The organism is Microbacterium sp. Z11_20, from assembly GCF_057197605.1.
Window position 1 is genome coordinate 127352 of the sequence record NZ_JBXVOQ010000006.1, and the last position, 17624, is coordinate 144975.

General features: G+C 70.8%; 13 protein-coding genes and 2 riboswitches. Of the genes, 6 read left to right on the top strand and 7 right to left on the bottom strand.

All coding sequences use genetic code 11. The annotated features are described in order from the left end of the window. Positions 1–3 precede the first annotated feature (3 nt). From AC2DFQ_RS14955 to AC2DFQ_RS14965, 3 genes are all read right to left on the bottom strand, one after another. Positions 4–1083 (bottom strand): ABC transporter permease, encoded by a 1080-nt coding sequence (locus tag AC2DFQ_RS14955; protein WP_484534440.1) that lies wholly within the window; start codon positions 1081–1083, stop codon positions 4–6. A 31-nt stretch (positions 1084–1114) separates the two neighbouring features. Continuing rightward, positions 1115–2659: an ABC transporter permease gene (locus AC2DFQ_RS14960; protein ID WP_484534441.1), complete on the bottom strand. Its 1545-nt coding sequence runs from the start codon at positions 2657–2659 to the stop codon at positions 1115–1117. Positions 2660–2801: 142 nt separating this feature from the next. Then, positions 2802–4586, bottom strand: a complete 1785-nt coding sequence (locus AC2DFQ_RS14965; RefSeq protein WP_484508849.1) for an ABC transporter family substrate-binding protein — start codon at positions 4584–4586, stop codon at positions 2802–2804. 174 nt (positions 4587–4760) lie between these two features. Between AC2DFQ_RS14965 and AC2DFQ_RS14970 the strand changes: the two genes are divergently transcribed. Further along, on the top strand, positions 4761–5594 hold the full coding sequence (locus tag AC2DFQ_RS14970; RefSeq protein WP_484534442.1) for a CPBP family intramembrane glutamic endopeptidase: 834 nt from the start codon (positions 4761–4763) through the stop codon (positions 5592–5594). 204 nt (positions 5595–5798) lie between these two features. Then, on the top strand, positions 5799–6770 hold the full coding sequence (locus AC2DFQ_RS14975; RefSeq protein ID WP_484534443.1) for a hypothetical protein: 972 nt from the start codon (positions 5799–5801) through the stop codon (positions 6768–6770). 139 nt (positions 6771–6909) lie between these two features. On the opposite strand, the gene gcvP is transcribed toward AC2DFQ_RS14975, so the two are convergent. The 4 genes from gcvP to AC2DFQ_RS14995 all read right to left on the bottom strand — a co-directional run bounded on the left by gcvP (position 6910) and on the right by AC2DFQ_RS14995 (position 12858). Further along, the gene (gene gcvP, locus AC2DFQ_RS14980; protein ID WP_484534444.1) at positions 6910–9834 is read right to left on the bottom strand and encodes an aminomethyl-transferring glycine dehydrogenase; all 2925 of its coding nucleotides are present in this window, start codon (positions 9832–9834) and stop codon (positions 6910–6912) included. Then, on the bottom strand, positions 9831–10241 hold the full coding sequence (gene gcvH, locus AC2DFQ_RS14985) for a glycine cleavage system protein GcvH (protein WP_484534445.1): 411 nt from the start codon (positions 10239–10241) through the stop codon (positions 9831–9833). Before gcvH ends, gcvP begins: the two co-directional genes overlap by 4 nt. Then, complete coding sequence (gene gcvT / locus AC2DFQ_RS14990; RefSeq protein WP_484534446.1) at positions 10238–11362, bottom strand: glycine cleavage system aminomethyltransferase GcvT; 1125 nt, start codon at positions 11360–11362, stop codon at positions 10238–10240. Before gcvT ends, gcvH begins: the two co-directional genes overlap by 4 nt. A gap of 47 nt (positions 11363–11409) precedes the next feature. Beyond that, positions 11410–11518, bottom strand: a riboswitch (glycine riboswitch). Further along, positions 11519–11613, bottom strand: a riboswitch (glycine riboswitch). It lies immediately after the preceding riboswitch. A 72-nt stretch (positions 11614–11685) separates the two neighbouring features. After that, entirely contained in the window at positions 11686–12858 is a 1173-nt protein-coding gene (locus AC2DFQ_RS14995) for a MarP family serine protease (RefSeq protein WP_484534447.1), read from the bottom strand. Positions 12859–13045: 187 nt separating this feature from the next. Between AC2DFQ_RS14995 and AC2DFQ_RS15000 the strand changes: the two genes are divergently transcribed. From AC2DFQ_RS15000 to nadC, 4 genes are read left to right on the top strand one after another with little or no spacing between them, the layout of a single operon-like run. Next, a complete protein-coding gene (locus AC2DFQ_RS15000; RefSeq protein WP_484508842.1) occupies positions 13046–13774 on the top strand; it encodes an NUDIX hydrolase in 729 nt (242 codons plus the stop codon). A gap of 11 nt (positions 13775–13785) precedes the next feature. After that, positions 13786–15111, top strand: coding sequence for a quinolinate synthase NadA (nadA, locus tag AC2DFQ_RS15005; protein ID WP_484534448.1), 1326 nt, complete (start codon positions 13786–13788; stop codon positions 15109–15111). Beyond that, the gene (locus AC2DFQ_RS15010; RefSeq protein ID WP_484534449.1) at positions 15108–16766 is read left to right on the top strand and encodes an L-aspartate oxidase; all 1659 of its coding nucleotides are present in this window, start codon (positions 15108–15110) and stop codon (positions 16764–16766) included. Before nadA ends, AC2DFQ_RS15010 begins: the two co-directional genes overlap by 4 nt. After that, entirely contained in the window at positions 16766–17623 is an 858-nt protein-coding gene (gene nadC, locus AC2DFQ_RS15015) for a carboxylating nicotinate-nucleotide diphosphorylase (protein WP_484534450.1), read from the top strand. The genes AC2DFQ_RS15010 and nadC overlap by 1 nt, the downstream gene beginning before the upstream one ends. Position 17624 lies beyond the last annotated feature (1 nt).

Genomic DNA, 17624 nt, shown 5'->3' on the forward strand with positions numbered 1-17624 from the left:
GAGTCATGGCGCTGGGGGTGTCGACGTGGGGGGCGCGGTGGCGACGGGCGCGGTGGACGCGGCGGTCGAGCGCGTCGAGGTCGGCTCCTTCGTGCGCCGCAACGAGAATTTCTTCTGCTTGGGGTCGAACGCGTCGCGGAGCCCGTCGCCGACGAAGTTCACCAGGAGCGCCAGCAGCACGATGAACAGCGCGGGCCACCAGAACAGCCACGGGCGGGTCTGGAAGGCGGACTGGTTGTCGGAGATGATCAGGCCCAGCGACACGTCCGGCGGCTGCACGCCGAGGCGGAGGAAGCTCAGCGCGGTCTCCAGGAGGATGGCTGCGGCAGCCAGCAACGTCGCCGCGACGATCACGACGCCGATGGCGTTCGGGAGGATGTGCTTGAAGATGATGCGGGCGTCGCTCGCGCCGGCCACCCGCGCCGCTTCGACGAACTCGCGCTCGCGCAGGCTCAGGAACTCCGCTCGCACGAGGCGCGCGATCGTGGTCCACGAGATGAGCGCGAGGAAGAACGCGAGCGGCCAGACGCCGAGACCACCGGTCGCCCGGCCCACGACGGCGCCGATGACGATGATGGGGATGACGATGACGACATCGGTGATGCGCATCAGGATCGAATCCACGATGCCGCGGTAGTAACCGGCGATCGCGCCGACGACCGTGCCGATGACGGTTCCGACGATGCTGATGACGAACATCACGACGATGGAGTTCTGGATGCCGCGCATCGTCATCGCGAAGTAATCGATGCCGATCCGGTCCTGCCCGAAGGGGTGCTCGCCGAAGGTGACGCCGGAGCCGCCGAGCCACTGCGGGACGAGCGAGAGCGTCGGTGCACCGCCGTTGAGCTGCGTGTTGAGCGAGGTGTAGTTGTGCTTCCACCATCCGGGGATGGGACCGAGTCCCACCGCCGAGATGGAGAACACGGCGATCAGGAGGAACAGGATGCCGGAGACGAGGGCGACCTTGTTCGCGAGGAACCGCCGGAGGATCAGGCGCCCCTGGCTGACGCCGACGGTGTGCTCGTCCTCCCGGGACAGCGGCGCCGGGGTCAGTGCCGGTTCGGGCATCATCTGGGTCATCGGGTGACCTCCGCAGGTCGGAAGATGGCGATCATGCGACGACCCGAACGCGGGGGTCGAGCAGGGCGTACGCGAGGTCCGCGAGGAAGTTGAACGCGATCGCTGTGACGGCGATGATCAGGAAGTACCCCATCACGGGGTTCACGTCCACTCGCTCGATGGAGGAGACGAAGAGCGACCCCATCCCGCTGATGGCGAAGACGCGCTCGGTGATGACCGCTCCGCCGAGCAGCGTTCCGACGTCGGTGGCGATCAGAGTGACGATGGGGATGAGCATGTTCCGCAGCGCGTGGCGCATGACCACGGTGCGCTCGGACACGCCCTTGGCCCGAGCGGTGCGGATGTAGTCCTGGTTCATCACGTCGAGCATCCCGGCGCGGGCGTATCGCGTGTAGCTGGCGAAGGAGATGAGCAGCAGCGCGATGGTGGGCAGGAGCAGATGGGTGAACGAGTCGATCCCCGACAGCCAGACATCACCCGAGAACCCGGGGGTGCTCGCACCCACGGTCGCGATCGGGCGGCCGTTGATCCTCGGGTTGTTCATGTAGACCTGCCAGGACTGCATGTAGCGATCGAGGACGACGAAACCTGAGGAGATGACGGCGACGATGCCGCCGATACGCGCGGCCATGCCGCGATCGGGCCCGCCCAGGAGGAATCCCGTCGCTAGGCCGACGGCCAGCGCGAGCAGGCCGAGGATCAAAAGGGTCCCGAACGTGGAGACGTCGAACAGGCCCTGCAGCGCGAAATAGCAGAGGTAGGCGATCGCGCCGTTGAGGCCGGCGATGAGCAGTGCCCGGCGGTTGTCGAGCCCCGCCAGGAGCGCCGTGGCGAGGATGACCGTGCCGCCGATGAGCAGGAGGAGTCCGACGGGGCCGAGCCCCGGCTGGCGGAACCAATCGGTCACATCGAAGTACACCAGGAGGGCCGCGCTCGCCGCGCCCGAGACACCGGCGACGATGAGCCGGCGACGCCCGGGCCCGCCGATCATCGCCTGCCACACGATGGCGCTGACCACGGTGAGTGCGACGATCACCCCGAGGGGGATGGTCGTCTCGGACTGCAGGAAGTTGTTGAACCCGATGGCCAGAAACTCCTTCAGGAGCACGGCCACCAGGAACGCCGGGAGGGAGTACAGGAAGAAGCTCAGCAGCGTCACACCGAAGTCGAACCCGCTGTACTGGCGCAGGGCCGTAACGACGCCCACCGCGACACCGAGGATGATCGCGACGAGGAAGGAGATCATCACCAGCTGCAGAGTCGAGGCCATGGCCGCAGGCAGGATCTCCGTGACCGGGGCGTTCGAGATGGTCGACCCCAGGTCGCACGTGCCGACAAAGGGGACGAGGCACTGCGCGGCGCCGCCGAGCCACAGGAAGTACCGCAAGACCGGCGGCACGTTGAGGTCGAGGTCTGCGATGCGGGCAGCGATCAGCTGCTCACGATTCGGGGCGTTGCTGCCTTCCAGGTCCTGGAGGGGGTTTCCGGCGTTGGCGGCGAGCACGTACATGATGAACGACGCGGCGAGCAGCACCAGAACGGAGACGGCGATGCGCCTGAGGACGAATCCGACCATCGCGTGTCACTTCTTTCGATCGGTCCGACTCACGGGGGAACGTGTTTCGGAAAGAGTAGTCGCGCTCTCTCACGCGCGAAGGTGCGGGGTGCCGGAGCCGTATGACTCCGGCACCCCGCAGGTCACCCGGGTGTCCCCGAGATCAGTCGGCGAGCGTCCACTCCTGCGCGTTCCAGACCAGTCCGGTCTGACCCCCGAAGTACTCGACGCCCGCGACGGTGCCGTTGTCTGCGAACAGACCCGGCAACTGGAAGAGCGGCAGACCGTAGAAGTCGGCGGCGGTGGCCGCGTCGATCTCGACCTTGATCTCCGACAGGCGATCCTCGTCGACGGTCACCTGGCTCTCGTCCACGAGCTCGTCGACCGCCGCGTTGGAGTAGAGGTTGTAGTTTCCACCACCGGCCGTCTTGAAGATCTGCGGAAGCGCAGCGTTACCGGCACCCGGCGACACCCACCCGAAGATGGACGCGTCGTAGCTGCCGCTGCCGAGCAGGGAGCTCCAGTCGGGCGATCCGGCATCCTCGATGACGAAGCCCGCCTCCTGGGCCGACTGCTGGATGGCCCGGAAGCTGTCCACGCGGTTCGGGTTGTTGGTGTTGTAGAGGATCCGCACCGTGGGAGTGGCGCCGTTCAGCAGCGCCCGGGCACCCTCGATGTCGGGTTCGGTGTACTCGTCGTACCCGCTCGCGGCCACCGCATCCTCGTACTGTGCGTCCGTGGGCAGGAAGATCTGCGAGTTGAGCACGCCGGCCTCGGGGTTGATCGGGGTGACGATCGAGTCGAGGATCTGCTGACGCGGGACGGTCATGAGGAACGCCTCACGAACGGCCGGGTCGGCGAAGACACCGGCGAAGGTCAGGTCGAGGTGGTCGTACGCGAGCTCATCGCCGGAGTGGACGGTGGCGTTGGCATTCTCCAGGGCCGTGAGGGTGTCGGCAGACGGCTGCGGCTGGATCGCGTTGACCTCGCCGTTCTGAAGTGCCGTGACCTGTGCGTTGGCGTCGCCGATGAAGCGGAGGATCAGCTGGTCGTACGCCGGCGACATGTCGCCCTGGTACTCGGGGTTCCTCTCCAGCGTGATGCTCGACTCCGGCACGAAGTCGGTCACGATGAACGGACCGCTGGCGACCAGCAGGCTCTCATCCGTCGGCATCGCGGTGACGTCGTATCCGGTGTTCCAGAACTCCGCGGCCGCCTGCAGCGTCGGGTTGGCCGGCACCGGGGCGTCGGGGTTTCCCTCGGGCAGCGTGTTGATCGTCGCGATGAACTCCTCGAGCGGGACGCCCGCCTTCTCCGCGATGACGTGCGCCGGCTTGCCGATCGGGTTCACGAGCTCCCAGTCGACGTACGGGGTGGAGTAGGTCAGCGTCATCGACATGTTGTCTTCGCTGATCTCAGGGAAAGAGGTCGTGTCCAGGCCCGCGGTGCTGCCGGCGAGTGTGAAGTACTGCGTTCCGCCGTTCGTCGACTCGCCCGTCGCGGGGTCGATGACGGCGTCGTCGAACCAACCGGAGTTGATGACCCAGTTGACGAGCATGTCATCGGCGGTGATGGGTTCGCCGTCGCTCCAGGTCAGCCCCTCGTTGAGGGTGTACTCGACCGTCAGCGGGTCGTCGGAGATCTTCTCGTACGTTCCGAAGTCCTCGTTGGGCAGGATGCTGTAGTCCGAGTCGAGACGGAGGAAACCGCCGAGACCGAGTCCGCCGCTCACACCGGTGAGGTAACCGACCATGCCGTTGGTGTTGAGGTTCGCGTCGGGGGTGTCACCGTTGAACGACGTGAAGGCGTTGGTCGTCGCGATGGTGATCGTGCCGCCCTCAGAGGAGGTCTCCTCCTCGGTCCCGCCGCTCGTCGTGCAGCCGGCGAGCGCGAGAGCCGCGACTGCGACACCGGCTCCCGCGGTTAGGGCGCGCTTGCGCCATGTCATTCCCGACACATTTCCTCCTGTGGAAAGGGTGATGCACCCGCCGAGGCAGCGATGCCATTTCCGGGGGGCACGGATACGAAAACTGTAGGGAGGCGTGCAGGGTTGGTCAAAACGTGTGTGGAAAACGTTACAGACACTTAACTCGCGGGGAACGGCGTGTGGCAATCTGACAAGATGCGGGTATCCAGCGAGCGAAACGCGGATGGGTCGGCCGCATCCCTCGGCCGCGCGGGGCGCGTCCGTCTGCGGTGGGAGATCGGCCTCGTCTTGGCCGTCAGCGTCGGCCAGTCCGCGCTGTACTCCGTTCTCTCCCTCGTGCGGGCGTCGCTGCGGACCACCCCGATCGGGCAGCAGCAGACGCAGCTCAACCCCACGCGGGATGCCGAGGCGGCGTGGGATGCTCTTTACCGGTTTCTCGACATCGCGTTCTCGCTCGCGATCGTCGCGCTGGTCGTCTATCTGCTGTGGGAGCCGGGGCGCAATGCGCTGCAACGCATCGGGCTCGATTTCCGCGGATTCGGGGGCGACGTCGCCCGGGCGGCGCTCCTGGCACTCGCCATCGGCATCCCGGGGCTGGCGCTGTATGCCGTGGGACGCGCGCTCGGCCTGAACGTGGCGGTGGTCGCGTCTCCGCTGGACACGGCATGGTGGGTGGTGCCGCTGCTGGTGCTGGCGGCCGCGCGGGCGGGGCTGACCGAGGAGGTCATCTTCGTCGGCTACCTGTTCGATCGGCTGCGGCGCCTCGGCTGGTCGTGGTGGAGCATCATCCTCGCCACCGCGGCCCTTCGCGGCGCGTATCACGCGTACCAGGGCTTCGGCGCGATCGTCGGGAACTTCGCGATGGGCGTCGTGTTCGGGTGGTGCTACCGCCGGTGGGGCCGCGTCATGCCGCTGGTGATCGCGCACACCGTCATCGACGTCGTCGCCTTCATCGGCTACCCCCTCGCCGCCGCCCTCTGGCCCACCGTCTTCGCCCCCTCCCCTCCCCCGTCCCCCTCCCCGTCCTGACCTCCCCCGTCCTGACCTCCCCCGTCCTGACCGCGAGACTGCACCGTGCCGACGAGAGCGCGGCATTATGTCGGGGTCTCGTCGGCAGGGTGCGGTCTCGCGACCCCGACGGCCACTCCTCCACAGGGCGCGTTACGGGATGCGTCATCCACCGGGCTTGCGGGGCGCCCGCTCGCGGGCGGGGGGCGGGTGGATCGTGGCGGGATGATCGAGGACCCGTTACCCGCTGCCGCCAGTCCCGTCCCGCTCCTCCGCGCGCGCGACGCTCCGCACACGACCCGCGCGGTGCGTTCGGGCGACCTCACACCGGTGCTGCGAGGCGTTTACGCCCCGACGCAAGACTGGTCACGCCTCGCACCCTGGGAGCGCTATCTCGCGCGGGTCCACGGCGCCGTGCTGCAGCATCCCGACGAGCCGACCTGCTTGGAAGCGGCGGCGGCGATTCACGCGCTCCCCATCTTCGGCGACCCCGGACTGGTGCACCTGCTCGGGGACGGATCAGCCACCTCGCGCGTGACGGGCGGCATCCACGTGCACACCAGCCGAGATCCTCGTTCCATCGTCACGATCCGAGGAGCGCTGGCGACGAGTCTCGCGGACACTGTCGTGGACATCGCACGGACCCGCCATCCTGCAATCGGGCTCGCGGTTGCGGATGCCGCTCTCGGCCGCGACCCTTCCCTGACGGCGGAGGCACTGGTCGCGCTGAACGAGGCGCGAGCATCCTCACGTGGTCGACGGCACGCTCGGTGGGCGCTTCATCGAGCATCCGCGGCGTCAGAATCGGCGCTCGAATCCGTCGATCGGGCCGTGATCGAGTGGCTGGGATTCCCTGACCCCGAGCTCCAGGTATGGATCGGCGAGGGGCCCGACGCGGACCGCGTCGACAAGTGGTGGCCGGAGTTCGCCGTCGCCGGCGAAAGCGACGGCGATCTGAAGTACGACGGCCGGTACGGCGATGCATCCGTCGCTCTACGGAAACGTCACGGGCGCGACGCACGCCTGTTCCGCAACGGCGTCCGCGCCGTGCCCCACTGGGGGTGGGTCGAGGCGCTGGCGAGCGACCCGCTGGAGGCGATACTGGCGTCGGCGGGGCTGCCGATCATCCGAGCCCAGAACTCGGCGCAGCTTTTCGCCCTTCGCCGAGCACTGCGCACCCCCACCGGACGCGCCTGACAGCGAGACTGCACCCTGTCGACGAACCTGCGACATTATGTCGCGCGCTCGTCGGCAGCATGCAGTCTCGCCGCGAAGCCGGCCGGGCCGGGCGGGCCGGGCCGGGCGGGCCGGGCGGGCCGGGGCCGGCCGGGCCGGGCTAGGCGAAGGCCTCGACGGGAGGGCAGGCGCACACGAGGTTGCGGTCGCCGTAGGCCTGGTCGATGCGGCGGACGGGGGGCCAGTACTTCGCGCGCACAAGCGAGCGCACGGGGTACACCGCGGTCTCGCGGGAGTAGGGATGCGACCACTGCGCGGTCACGACCGACTCCGCGGTGTGCGGGGCGCCCACGAGCGGGTTGTCGTCGGCCGGCCACTCCCCCGCCGCCACGGCGTGCGCCTCGGCGTGGATTGCGATCATCGCCTCCACGAACCGGTCGAGTTCGCCGAGGTCCTCCGACTCCGTCGGTTCCACCATGAGCGTTCCCGCGACCGGGAACGACATCGTGGGCGCGTGGAACCCGTAGTCGATGAGGCGCTTGGCCACATCGTCGACGGTGACGCCGGTCTCCTCCCGCAGCGGACGGAGGTCGAGGATGCACTCGTGCGCGACGAGCCCGCCCTCCCCCGCGTAGAGCACCGGAAAGTGCTCGCGCAGCCGCGCGGCGATGTAGTTCGCACCGAGAACGGCGGATGCCGTGGCATCCCGGAGCCCCTCGGTGCCCATCATCCGCACGTACGCCCACGAGATGGGGAGGATCCCGGCCGACCCGTGCGGGGCGGCCGACACCGGCCCGCCGTCGAAGACGGCGCCCGCGCGATCAGCGCTCGAGAGAACACCGTGGTCGGCCCGCTGCGAGAACGGATGCGACGGCAGGTACGGCGCCAGGTGCGCCTTCGCCGCGACGGGCCCGACCCCCGGTCCCCCGCCGCCGTGCGGGATCGCGAAGGTCTTGTGGAGGTTCAGGTGCGACACGTCGCCACCGAGGTCGCCGAACCGGGCGTAGCCGAGCAGGGCGTTGAGGTTCGCGCCGTCGACGTAGACCTGGCCGCCGGCGTCGTGCACGGCCTGCGTGATCGCCAGCACGTCGTGCTCGTACACGCCATGCGTGGAGGGGTAGGTGATCATGAGCGCGGCGAGCTCGTCGGCGTGCGCGGCGATCTTGGCGCGCAGGTCGTCGAGGTCGACGTTGCCCGCCTCGTCGCACGCGACCACGACCACCCGCATCCCCGCCAGCACCGCGGATGCGGCGTTGGTGCCGTGCGCGGACGACGGGATGAGGCACACCACCCGGCCGAGCTCGCCGTTGGCCCGGTGGAACCCGCGGATGGCGAGGAGCCCGGCGAGCTCGCCCTGCGAGCCGGCATTGGGCTGCAGCGACACGGCGTCGTACCCCGTGACCTCGGCCAGCCACCGCTCGAGCTGCTCGATGAGGGCGAGGTACCCGCGGACGTCCTCCTCGGGGGCGAAGGGGTGGACGCGGGAGAACTCCGGCCACGACACCGCCGCCATCTCGGTGGCCGCGTTGAGCTTCATCGTGCACGAGCCCAACGGGATCATGCCGCGGTCCAGCGCATAGTCGCGGTCGGAGAGCAGCTTGAGGTAGCGCATCATCGCCGTCTCGCTGCGGTGCGCGGAGAACACCGGGTGGGTGAGGTACTCGTCCGCACGCCGCAGGCTCGACGGCACGCCGCGCACCGGTTCGGCGCCGGCGAATTCCAGGCGACGCTCGCCCGTCTCGGGGAGGCCGAATGCGGCGGCGACGGCGGCGAGGTCTTCCGCGGTGGTCGTCTCATCGACCGACACGCCGACGGTCGTGTCATCCAGCCACAGCAGCTGGTATCCCCGTTCCCGGGCGCGGCGGATGACGTCCTCCGCCCGGCCCGGCACCGACACGCGGATGGTGTCGAAGAACGACTCCGAGACGAGGATGAGGTCGTAGTCGCGCAGCTCCGCGGCGAGCGCCTCGGCCTTGCGTGCGACCTCGGTCGCGATGGCGCGCAAGCCGTCCGGGCCGTGGTAGACGGCGTACATGGCGGCCATGACGGCCAGCAGCACCTGCGCGGTGCAGATGTTCGACGTCGCCTTCTCCCGGCGGATGTGCTGTTCGCGGGTCTGCAGCGACAGGCGGTACGCGGGATGCCCCGCCGCATCCTGCGACACCCCGACGAGCCGCCCGGGGAGCTGACGCTCGAGCCCGGCGCGCACGGCCATGTACCCGGCGTGCGGTCCACCGAATCCCAGCGGCACGCCGAACCGCTGCGTCGTGCCGACCGCGACGTCGGCACCGAACGAACCAGGCGAGCGCAGCAGGGTGAGCGCGAGGAGATCGGCGGCCACGACCGCGAGCCCGCCCTGACCGTGGACGGCCTCCACAACCGGGGCCGGATCCCAGATCCGCCCGGATGCGCCGGGGTACTGGATGAGCGCGCCGAAGACCTCCTCGTCCACGGCCTGAGCCGACAGGTCGGCCACGCGCAGGTCGATCCCGACGGCCTCGGCCCGGTGGCGCAGGAGGGCCCTCGTCTGCGGCAGCGCGTCGGAGTCGACGAGGAACACGTTCGAGCGCGATTTCGATGCGCGGCGGGCCAGCAGCATCCCCTCGACGACCGCGGTGGATTCGTCGAGCATCGACGCGTTCGCCGTCGCGAGCCCCGTGAGGTCGCTCACCATGGTCTGGAAGTTGATGAGCGCCTCCAGGCGCCCCTGCGAGATCTCCGGCTGGTACGGCGTGTACGCGGTGTACCAGGAAGGGTTCTCCAGCACGTTGCGGGCGATGACCGACGGCGTGAACGTGTCGTAGTAGCCGAGCCCGATCATGGGACGCGCCGTGCGGTTCTGCGAGGCGAGCGCGCGCAACTCCGCGAGCGCCTCGGCCTCCGTGGCCGCGGGCGGGATGTCGCTGGTCGCGCGGTCGCGGACCTGGATGGCGGCGGGCACCGCCGTCCGCACGAGGGCGTCGACGCTGTCGTACCCGAGCACGTCGAGCATGCGGCGCTGCGCCGAAGCATCCGTGCCGATGTGCCGCGCGGCGAAACCGGGCACGGCGTCCGCCCGGCCGGACGCGGAAGCGGATGCGGTCATGACGGGCCGCCGGTGAGCCGCGTGTATGCCGCGCGGTCGAGGAGCTCCGCGTCGCCGGAGGCGGGGTCGACGCGGATCTTCAGCAGCCAGCCGTCGCCGTACGGATCGGAATTCACCAGCGACGGGTCATCGACGACCGCGTCGTTCACGGCCACCACCTCACCGGCCAGCGGCGCGTATAGCTCGCCGACCGACTTGGTCGATTCGATCTCGCCGCAGATCTGACCCGCGGTGACCGCGGAGCCGGTCGCGGGCAGGTCGACGAAGACGATGTCGCCGAGCTGATCGGCGGCGAAGTCGGTGATGCCGACGGTCGCCACCGTCTGCTCCGAGCCGGTCGACAGGTCGCCGTCGAGCGCGACCCACTCGTGCTCGGGGGTGTATTTGAGGGCGTCGAGATCGGTCATTTCTTCCTCCGATAAAAGGGCAGGGCGGTCACGGTCGCGGGGATGCGGGTCCCCCGTACGTCGAGGGACAGTTCGGTGCCCGGCTCGCTGACACCGGGGTCGACGAAGGCCAGCGCGATGGGATGCCCGAGGGTCGGGCTCAGGGCCCCGCTGGTGATCTGCCCGACCACGGCGTCGCCGTCGTGCACGGCATACCCGGCGCGCCCGGCGCGGCGGCCCTCGGAGACGAGCCCCACGAGCACGGGCGCGTCGGCGGATGCGGCGGCATCCAGCCCGGCCCTCCCCACGAAGTCGTCCTTGTCGGCGGCGACGACCCGGCTGAGGCCGGCCTGGGCAGGCATCACGCCGAGGCCCAGCTCGTGGCCGTAGAGCGGCATCCCGGCTTCCAGCCGCAACGTGTCGCGCGCCGCGAGCCCGGCGGGGACCAGGCCGAACGGCTCGCCCGCCGCGAGCACGGCGTCCCAGAGCGCGCCGGCCGCCTCCGCCGGCACCAGCAGCTCGAACCCGTCCTCGCCGGTGTACCCCGTGCGGGCCACGTGCACGGGCACAGGGTCGCCGGCGCGGGGACGGAAGAGCGCGTGGGCTAAGCGGTAGTACTTCTGCTCGTCGATGGCCGTGGAGTAGTCCGAGAGATCGGCGACGGCGGCGAGGACGGCCGCTGCCCGCGGGCCCTGCACCGCGATCAAGGCGGTCTGCTCGGTCTCATCGGTGACGGAGACGTCGAAGTGCTCCGCCCGTTCCGCGAACGCCTCGGCCACCGCATCCCGGTTGCCCGCATTGGCGATGACCAGGAAGTGATCCGGGCCGTGCCGGTACGCGATCACGTCGTCGACGATGCCGCCTCCCGGCGCGAGGACGAGGGAGTACTTGGCCTGGTCGACCGCGAGGGCCGACAGGCGCCCCGCCAGCGCGTAGTCCAGGAAGGCCGCGGCATCGGACCCGCGCACATCGAACTCGGCCATGTGCGAGATGTCGAAGAGCCCGGCCGTCTGGCGCACGGCGTGGTGCTCGGCGAGGTCGGAGCTGTACCGCACGGGCATGAGCCACCCGCCGAAGTCCGTGAACGACGCGCCGAGGGCCTCGTGGCGTTCGTGCAGCGGCGTGGTGCGGGGGCCTGGCATGAGTTCTCCCGTCGCGATCGGGCAGGCACCGGACGGTGTCTGTGAACTCCCCCTCTGTCATCGGCCTGAGAGTTTCGCCGCCGCATCCGAAACGGGATGCAGCGGCTTTCACCGTCGGCGGACCGGGCGGTGCATCCCGATCGCTTTCCAGAGTGGCCGACCCAGGCGGTACGCGGACCTGAGAGATTGGCGGGGAGGCTTGCTCCTTCGGTGCCCGGCAGGGTGCGCCCGGGCTCTCCCGCGGGGGTTGAGGCCGATATTCGGTTGTCAGCCGGAGCCGGCGGCCGCCCGAGGGCGATCCGCGCGGCCAGCATAGCGCGCGGTCAGCGCCGGCAGGACCCCGAGGGGACGGCGGCGTCGAACGCGTCGAGCTGAGCGAGCACCGGGTTCAGTTCGGTCGGGGTCATCGCGTACCCGATGTCATCGCCGACGTCGGAACGGGCGAACACGACGCCGGCCACCTGCCCGTCGGTGGTGAGCAGCGGTCCGCCGGAGTTGCCCGGCTGCACGGTGGCGGCGAGGGCGTAGATCTCGCGCGGCGCCGAGGAGGAGTCGGAGATGTCGGGCACGGCCACGGTGCCCACCGACACGACCTGTGCAGCGCCCGAGGTGAACGGGCCCCCGTGCGGGTATCCCTGCACCACGGCGGCAGCGCCCACGGGGAGCGTCGGCGACACTGCGAGCGGGTCGGCGTCGAGGCCCTCCACGGCGACCACGGCGAGGTCGTCCACGGGGTCGAAGTACACCACGCGTCCGTCGCGCGCCGCTTCGCCGGGCAGTTCCACGACGGGCTGCTCCACGCCGGCGACCACGTGGGCGTTGGTGACGACCAGTTCCGGTGAGACGGCGAACCCGGTCCCGCTCGCGGTGATTCCGCACGCATAGGCGACGCCGGTGATCTTGGCCACCGACTGCGCGGCGCGAGCCAGGGCGGGGTCATCCAGCGCGACATCCGGTGCACTCGGCGTGACCGCGGGCTCGAGCAGGCGCCCGAGGGTGGGAAGTCCCTCCTCGAACACCGATCCGCGCAGCTGGGCGAGCGCGGCCCGCACCGGAGCCGGGGTCGCCCAGTCGATCGTGCGCAGAACCGTCGAGGATGCCAGGGCACTGGAAACCACGGGAGTACCGGTGGAGACGAGGGCGCCGCCGACGAAGGAGATCGCCAGCACGGCGGCCAGGCCGCTCACCACCCCGCCGAGGATGCGCTCGGGGATGCGGAGACGGATGCGGTCGACCCCACGGCGGAGGCCCCGCCCGATCGCCGACCCGATGGCCGCGCCCAGGAGCAGGAGGAAGATGCCGGTCGCCGCGACGGCGAGCGTGCGCCACGCGGCCAGGGGCACCCACGTCCCCACGAGCGGCATGAGCCAGTACGCCGCCACTGCGCCGACCGCCAGCCCCGCGAACAGCCCGACGCTGGCGAGGAACCCGCGACGCACACCGATGAGTACCGAGACGGCCAGCAGCACGATCAGGAGGACGTCCACGAGCAGCACGGGTTCACGCTAGGCGCGAATCCTGGGAACCTCCCCCGTCGAGTCGCCACGTTCCGTTGTTTCTCGCACGGATTTCCGACGTTTGCTGGCGAGTCGACGGGCGGGCGGGTGGGGGGTGGGGGCGGGATGGGGGGGCGCTTGCGCTTCGGGTCACTCTGACACTAAGATCCTGGCAGTAAAGGTCATGATGACACAAACCACCGCATCCCGCCCCGGCGTCGACGACGCCCGCGTCGCCGTGTCCACCGTGATCTTCAGCCTCCGGCGCCGCCCGGAGGACGACGTCGCGGCGCTCGTCCTCCCCCTCGTGCGCCGCACCCGCGAACCGTACGACGGCGCGTGGGCGCTCCCCGGTGGATGGCTCGACCCGGCCGAGAGCCTGGATGCGGCGGCCTCGCGCACGCTCGCCGAGACCACGGGCCTGACCCCCAGCTACCTCGAACAGCTCTACGCCTTCGGCGCCGTGGACCGCTCCCCCACCCGCGTCGTCTCGATCGTGTACTGGGCGCTCCTTCGTGCCGACGAGGTCGACGCGCAGGTCGCCGCGCACGCCCAGGGCGGCGATGCGCCGGAGAACGTCGAGTGGTTCGAGGTCGCGAACCTCCCGCGTCTCGCCTTCGACCACAACGACATCGTCGAGTACGCCCTCTGGCGCCTGCGCAACAAGGTCGGCTACAGCCGCATCGCGCACGGTCTCCTCCCCGCCGAATTCACTCTCGCGGAGCTCCGCGAGGTGAACGAATCGATCCTCGAGCGGCGCCTGGACCCGGCCAACTTCCGCCGCCAGGTGGAAAGCTCCGGCACCCTCATCCCGACCGACCGCTTCCGCACCGGGAGCCACCGACCCGCTCGCCTGTACCGCTACAACCGGGACGTCGAGCTCGCCGACCGCGGGCCCCTGACGACCCGCAACTGATCGGAATCGACATGCCCGCGACGCTGCTCAACCCGCACCCGATCGACCCGTCGGTCGACCACGAGATCCAGGCGATCGTTGCCGGCGCCTCGACCTCGTCCACCTGCACCACCGACCTCGCCGCCGGCCCGTGGGCCTTCGACGTGCGCCCCGGCTACGGACCCGGTGCATCCATGGGCGACGTCATCCCCACCGGAGCCCCGCGGCAGGGCGAACTCCCGGCGGAGTACCGCGACGCCCCCGCCGACGAGCTGGACCACCGCATCCGCGCCGCCAAGGCCGCGCTCGGCGATCGCGTCATGGTGCTCGGCCACTTCTACCAGCGCGAAGAGGTCATCCGCCACGCCGACTACGTGGGCGACTCGTTCCAGCTCGCCGGCGCCGCGAAGGCGCACCCGGAGGCGGAGGCGATCGTGTTCTGCGGCGTGCATTTCATGGCCGAGACCGCCGACCTGCTCTCCCAGCCCGACCAGGCCGTCATCCTGCCGAACCTCGCCGCCGGCTGCTCAATGGCCGACATGGCCGACATCGACCAGGTGGAGGAGTGCTGGGAGCAGCTCGAGGAGGCCTTCGGAGATCTCGACACCCCGGGCCCCGACGGTCTCGTCCCAGTCGTGCCGGTGACGTACATGAATTCCTCGGCCGCGATCAAGGGCTTCGTCGGCCGGCACGGAGGGATCGTCTGCACGTCGTCCAACGCGCGCACCGTGCTGGAGTGGGCGTTCGCGCGCGGCCGCCGCGTCCTGTTCTTCCCCGACCAGCACCTGGGACGCAACACCGCCAAGGCGATGGGCGTGCCGCTGGACCAGATGCCCCTGTGGAACCCGCGCCGCCCCCTCGGCGGGAACGACGAGATCACGCTCCACGACAGCCGCGTCATCCTGTGGCACGGTTTCTGCTCGGTGCACCGCCGCTTCACCGTCGACCAGATCGACCAGGCCCGCGCCGAGCACCCGGGCGTGCGCGTGATCGTGCATCCCGAGTGCCCCATGGACGTCGTGGATGCCGCGGATGAGGCGGGCTCCACCGACTTCATCCGCAAGGCCATCGCGGCTGCGACGGAGCCCACCACGTTCGCGATCGGCACCGAGGTGAACCTCGTGCAGCGCCTCGCGGCGGAGTACCCGCAGCACACGATCTTCTGCCTCGACCCGGTGGTCTGCCCCTGCTCGACCATGTACCGCATCCATCCCGGCTACCTCGCCTGGGTGCTGGAATCCCTCGTGCGCGGCGACGTCATCAACCGCATCACCGTGCCCTCCTCGGTGTCGGAGCCCGCCACGGTCGCCCTCGAGCGGATGCTGGCGGCCAAGCCGCAGGCACAGGTCGGGTCGTGACCGCGGTCGTCGTGATCGGCTCCGGCATCGCCGGACTCGCCGCGGCACTGCACGCCAGGGCGGCGGGGTGCACCGTGACGCTCGTCACGAAGGACGTGCTCGAGCACGCCAACACGCGGTTCGCCCAGGGCGGCATCGCCGGCGTGCTCTTCGACGACGACAGCATCGACGCGCACGTGCGCGACACCCTCGCCGCCGGGGCGGGACTGGCCGACCCGGCGGCGGTGCGCGTCCTGGCGACGGAGGGTCCCGCGCGCATCCGCGAGCTGGTCGAACTGGGCGTCGCCTTCGACCGGGGCGCGGACGGCTCCTACGCGAAGGGCCGGGAAGCGGCCCACTCCTACCCGCGCATCGTGCACGCCGGCGGCGACGCCACCGGGTGGGCCATCGAGCGCGCCCTGGCCGCTCGCGTGCGCGCCGCGGACGTGCGCGTGGTCGAGCACGCCTTCCTCGCAGACCTCGCCGGGAGCCCGGAACGCGTCACCGGCGTCGATGTGGTGCGCCGGCGCCGCGTCCCCGGCTCCGCGGGCGCCGAGGACCGCCTCGAGCGGATTCCGGCGGACGCCGTGGTGCTCGCCACCGGCGGGGCGGGGCAGCTGTACGCGCACACCACCAACCCGGCCGTGGCCACCGGCGACGGCATCGCCGCGGCCCTGCGGATGGGAGCGGCCGTGAGCGAACTCGAATTCGTGCAGTTCCACCCCACGGTGCTCCTGGGTGAGACGGTGCTCCTGGGTGAGACGGTGCTCCTGGGTGAGACGGTGCTCCTGGGTGAGACGGTGCTGCCGGGGGGCGCGCCGTTCCTGGTGTCCGAGGCCGTGCGGGGCGAGGGCGCCACCCTCATCGACGACGACGGCCGTCGGTTCGCCTTCGACGCGCACCCGGATGGGGAACTCGCCCCGCGGGACGTCGTCGCCCGTGCGATCGTGCGCGCGATGGAAGCCCAGGGCGGGCGTCCGGTGCGCCTGGATGCCCGCGGCCTCCGCGCGACGCCGGAGGCGACCGCCGCGTTCCTCGCCGACCGGTTCCCGACCATCGACGCCGCGGTGCGCGCCCGCGGGTGGGACTGGGCCCGCGAACCCATCCCGGTGACCCCGGCAGCGCACTACCTGATGGGCGGCGTCGACACCGACCTGCACGGCCGCACGAGCGTGCCCGGCCTCTACGCGGTCGGCGAGGTCGCCCGCACCGGCGTGCACGGAGCGAACCGCCTCGCCTCCAACTCGCTGCTGGAGGGCGCGGTCTTCGGCGCGCGCGCGGGGGACGTCATCGCCGCCGACGCGCGATCAGCGTGGCCCGCCACCGCACCGGCGCCCGCTCGCCCGCCCCGGGGCGCCTCCGTGCGTGCGCTGGCCGACCCCGGTGCGGGGGGCGAGCGATTCTCGCGCCCCGCCCTGCAGCGGCTGATGTGGGACGCAGCCGGCGTCGAGCGCTGTGCGCCCGCGCTCGAGCACGCGGCATCCGTCATCGCCGGCTGGCGCGCCACCCGGCCGGCCGCAGCCACGGTGCCCGAGCACGAGGACGCGAACCTGCTGCTGGTGGCCGAGCACCTCGTGGCGGCGGCCCGTGCACGCACCGCGTCGGTCGGTGCCCATTTCCGCGTCGACGCCGCGCCGGCAGCATCCGCCGCGCCGGCCATGGAAGGAGCCGCCTGATGCTCACCCCCGCCCTGATCGAGCGCACGGTCGCCGCCGCCCTCGAGGAAGACGCCCCGTGGGGCGACGTGACCAGCGCCACGCTGATCGTCGAGACCGCCGTCGCGCGCGCAGAACTCGTCGCCCGGGAGCCCGGGATCTTCAGCGGGGGCGAGGTCTTCGCCGCCGCGTTCTCCCTCACCGATCCCCGCACCCGCGTCGACCTCCTGGCCGAGGAGGGCGAGTACGTCGAGGCCGGCGCGACGCTGGCACTGGTCTCCGGTCCCGCCCGGGCCGTGCTGACCGCCGAGCGCATCGGGCTGAATTTCGCGCAGCGGATGACGGGGATCTCCACGCTCACCGCGCAGTACGTCGCCGAGGTCGCGCACACCGGGGCCCGGATCGCCGACACCCGCAAGACGACGCCGGGCCTGCGGGCCTTCGAGCGCCACGCCGTGCGGATGGGCGGGGGTCACAACCATCGCTTCTCGCTCTCGGACGCGGTCATGGTGAAGGACAACCACCTCGCCGTGCTCGCCCAGAAGGGGGTGTCGGTGACCGCGGCCCTGCAGGGGGCGATCGCGCAGCTGCCGCACACCACCCACGTCGAGGTGGAGGTGGATCGTCTGGACCAGATCGAGGCGATGCTCGCCGCCGGGATCGGCACGATCATGCTCGACAACTTCTCCCTCGCCGACCTGCGCACCGGCGTCGCGCAGATCGCCGGTCGCGCCATCGTGGAGGCCTCGGGCGGCGTCGATCTGTCCACCGTCCGTGCCATCGCCGAGACGGGCGTCGACGTGATCTCGGTCGGCGCCCTCACGCACTCGGCGCCGGCGCTCGACCTCGGTCTGGACGTGCGCGTCGGCCCGGCGTGAG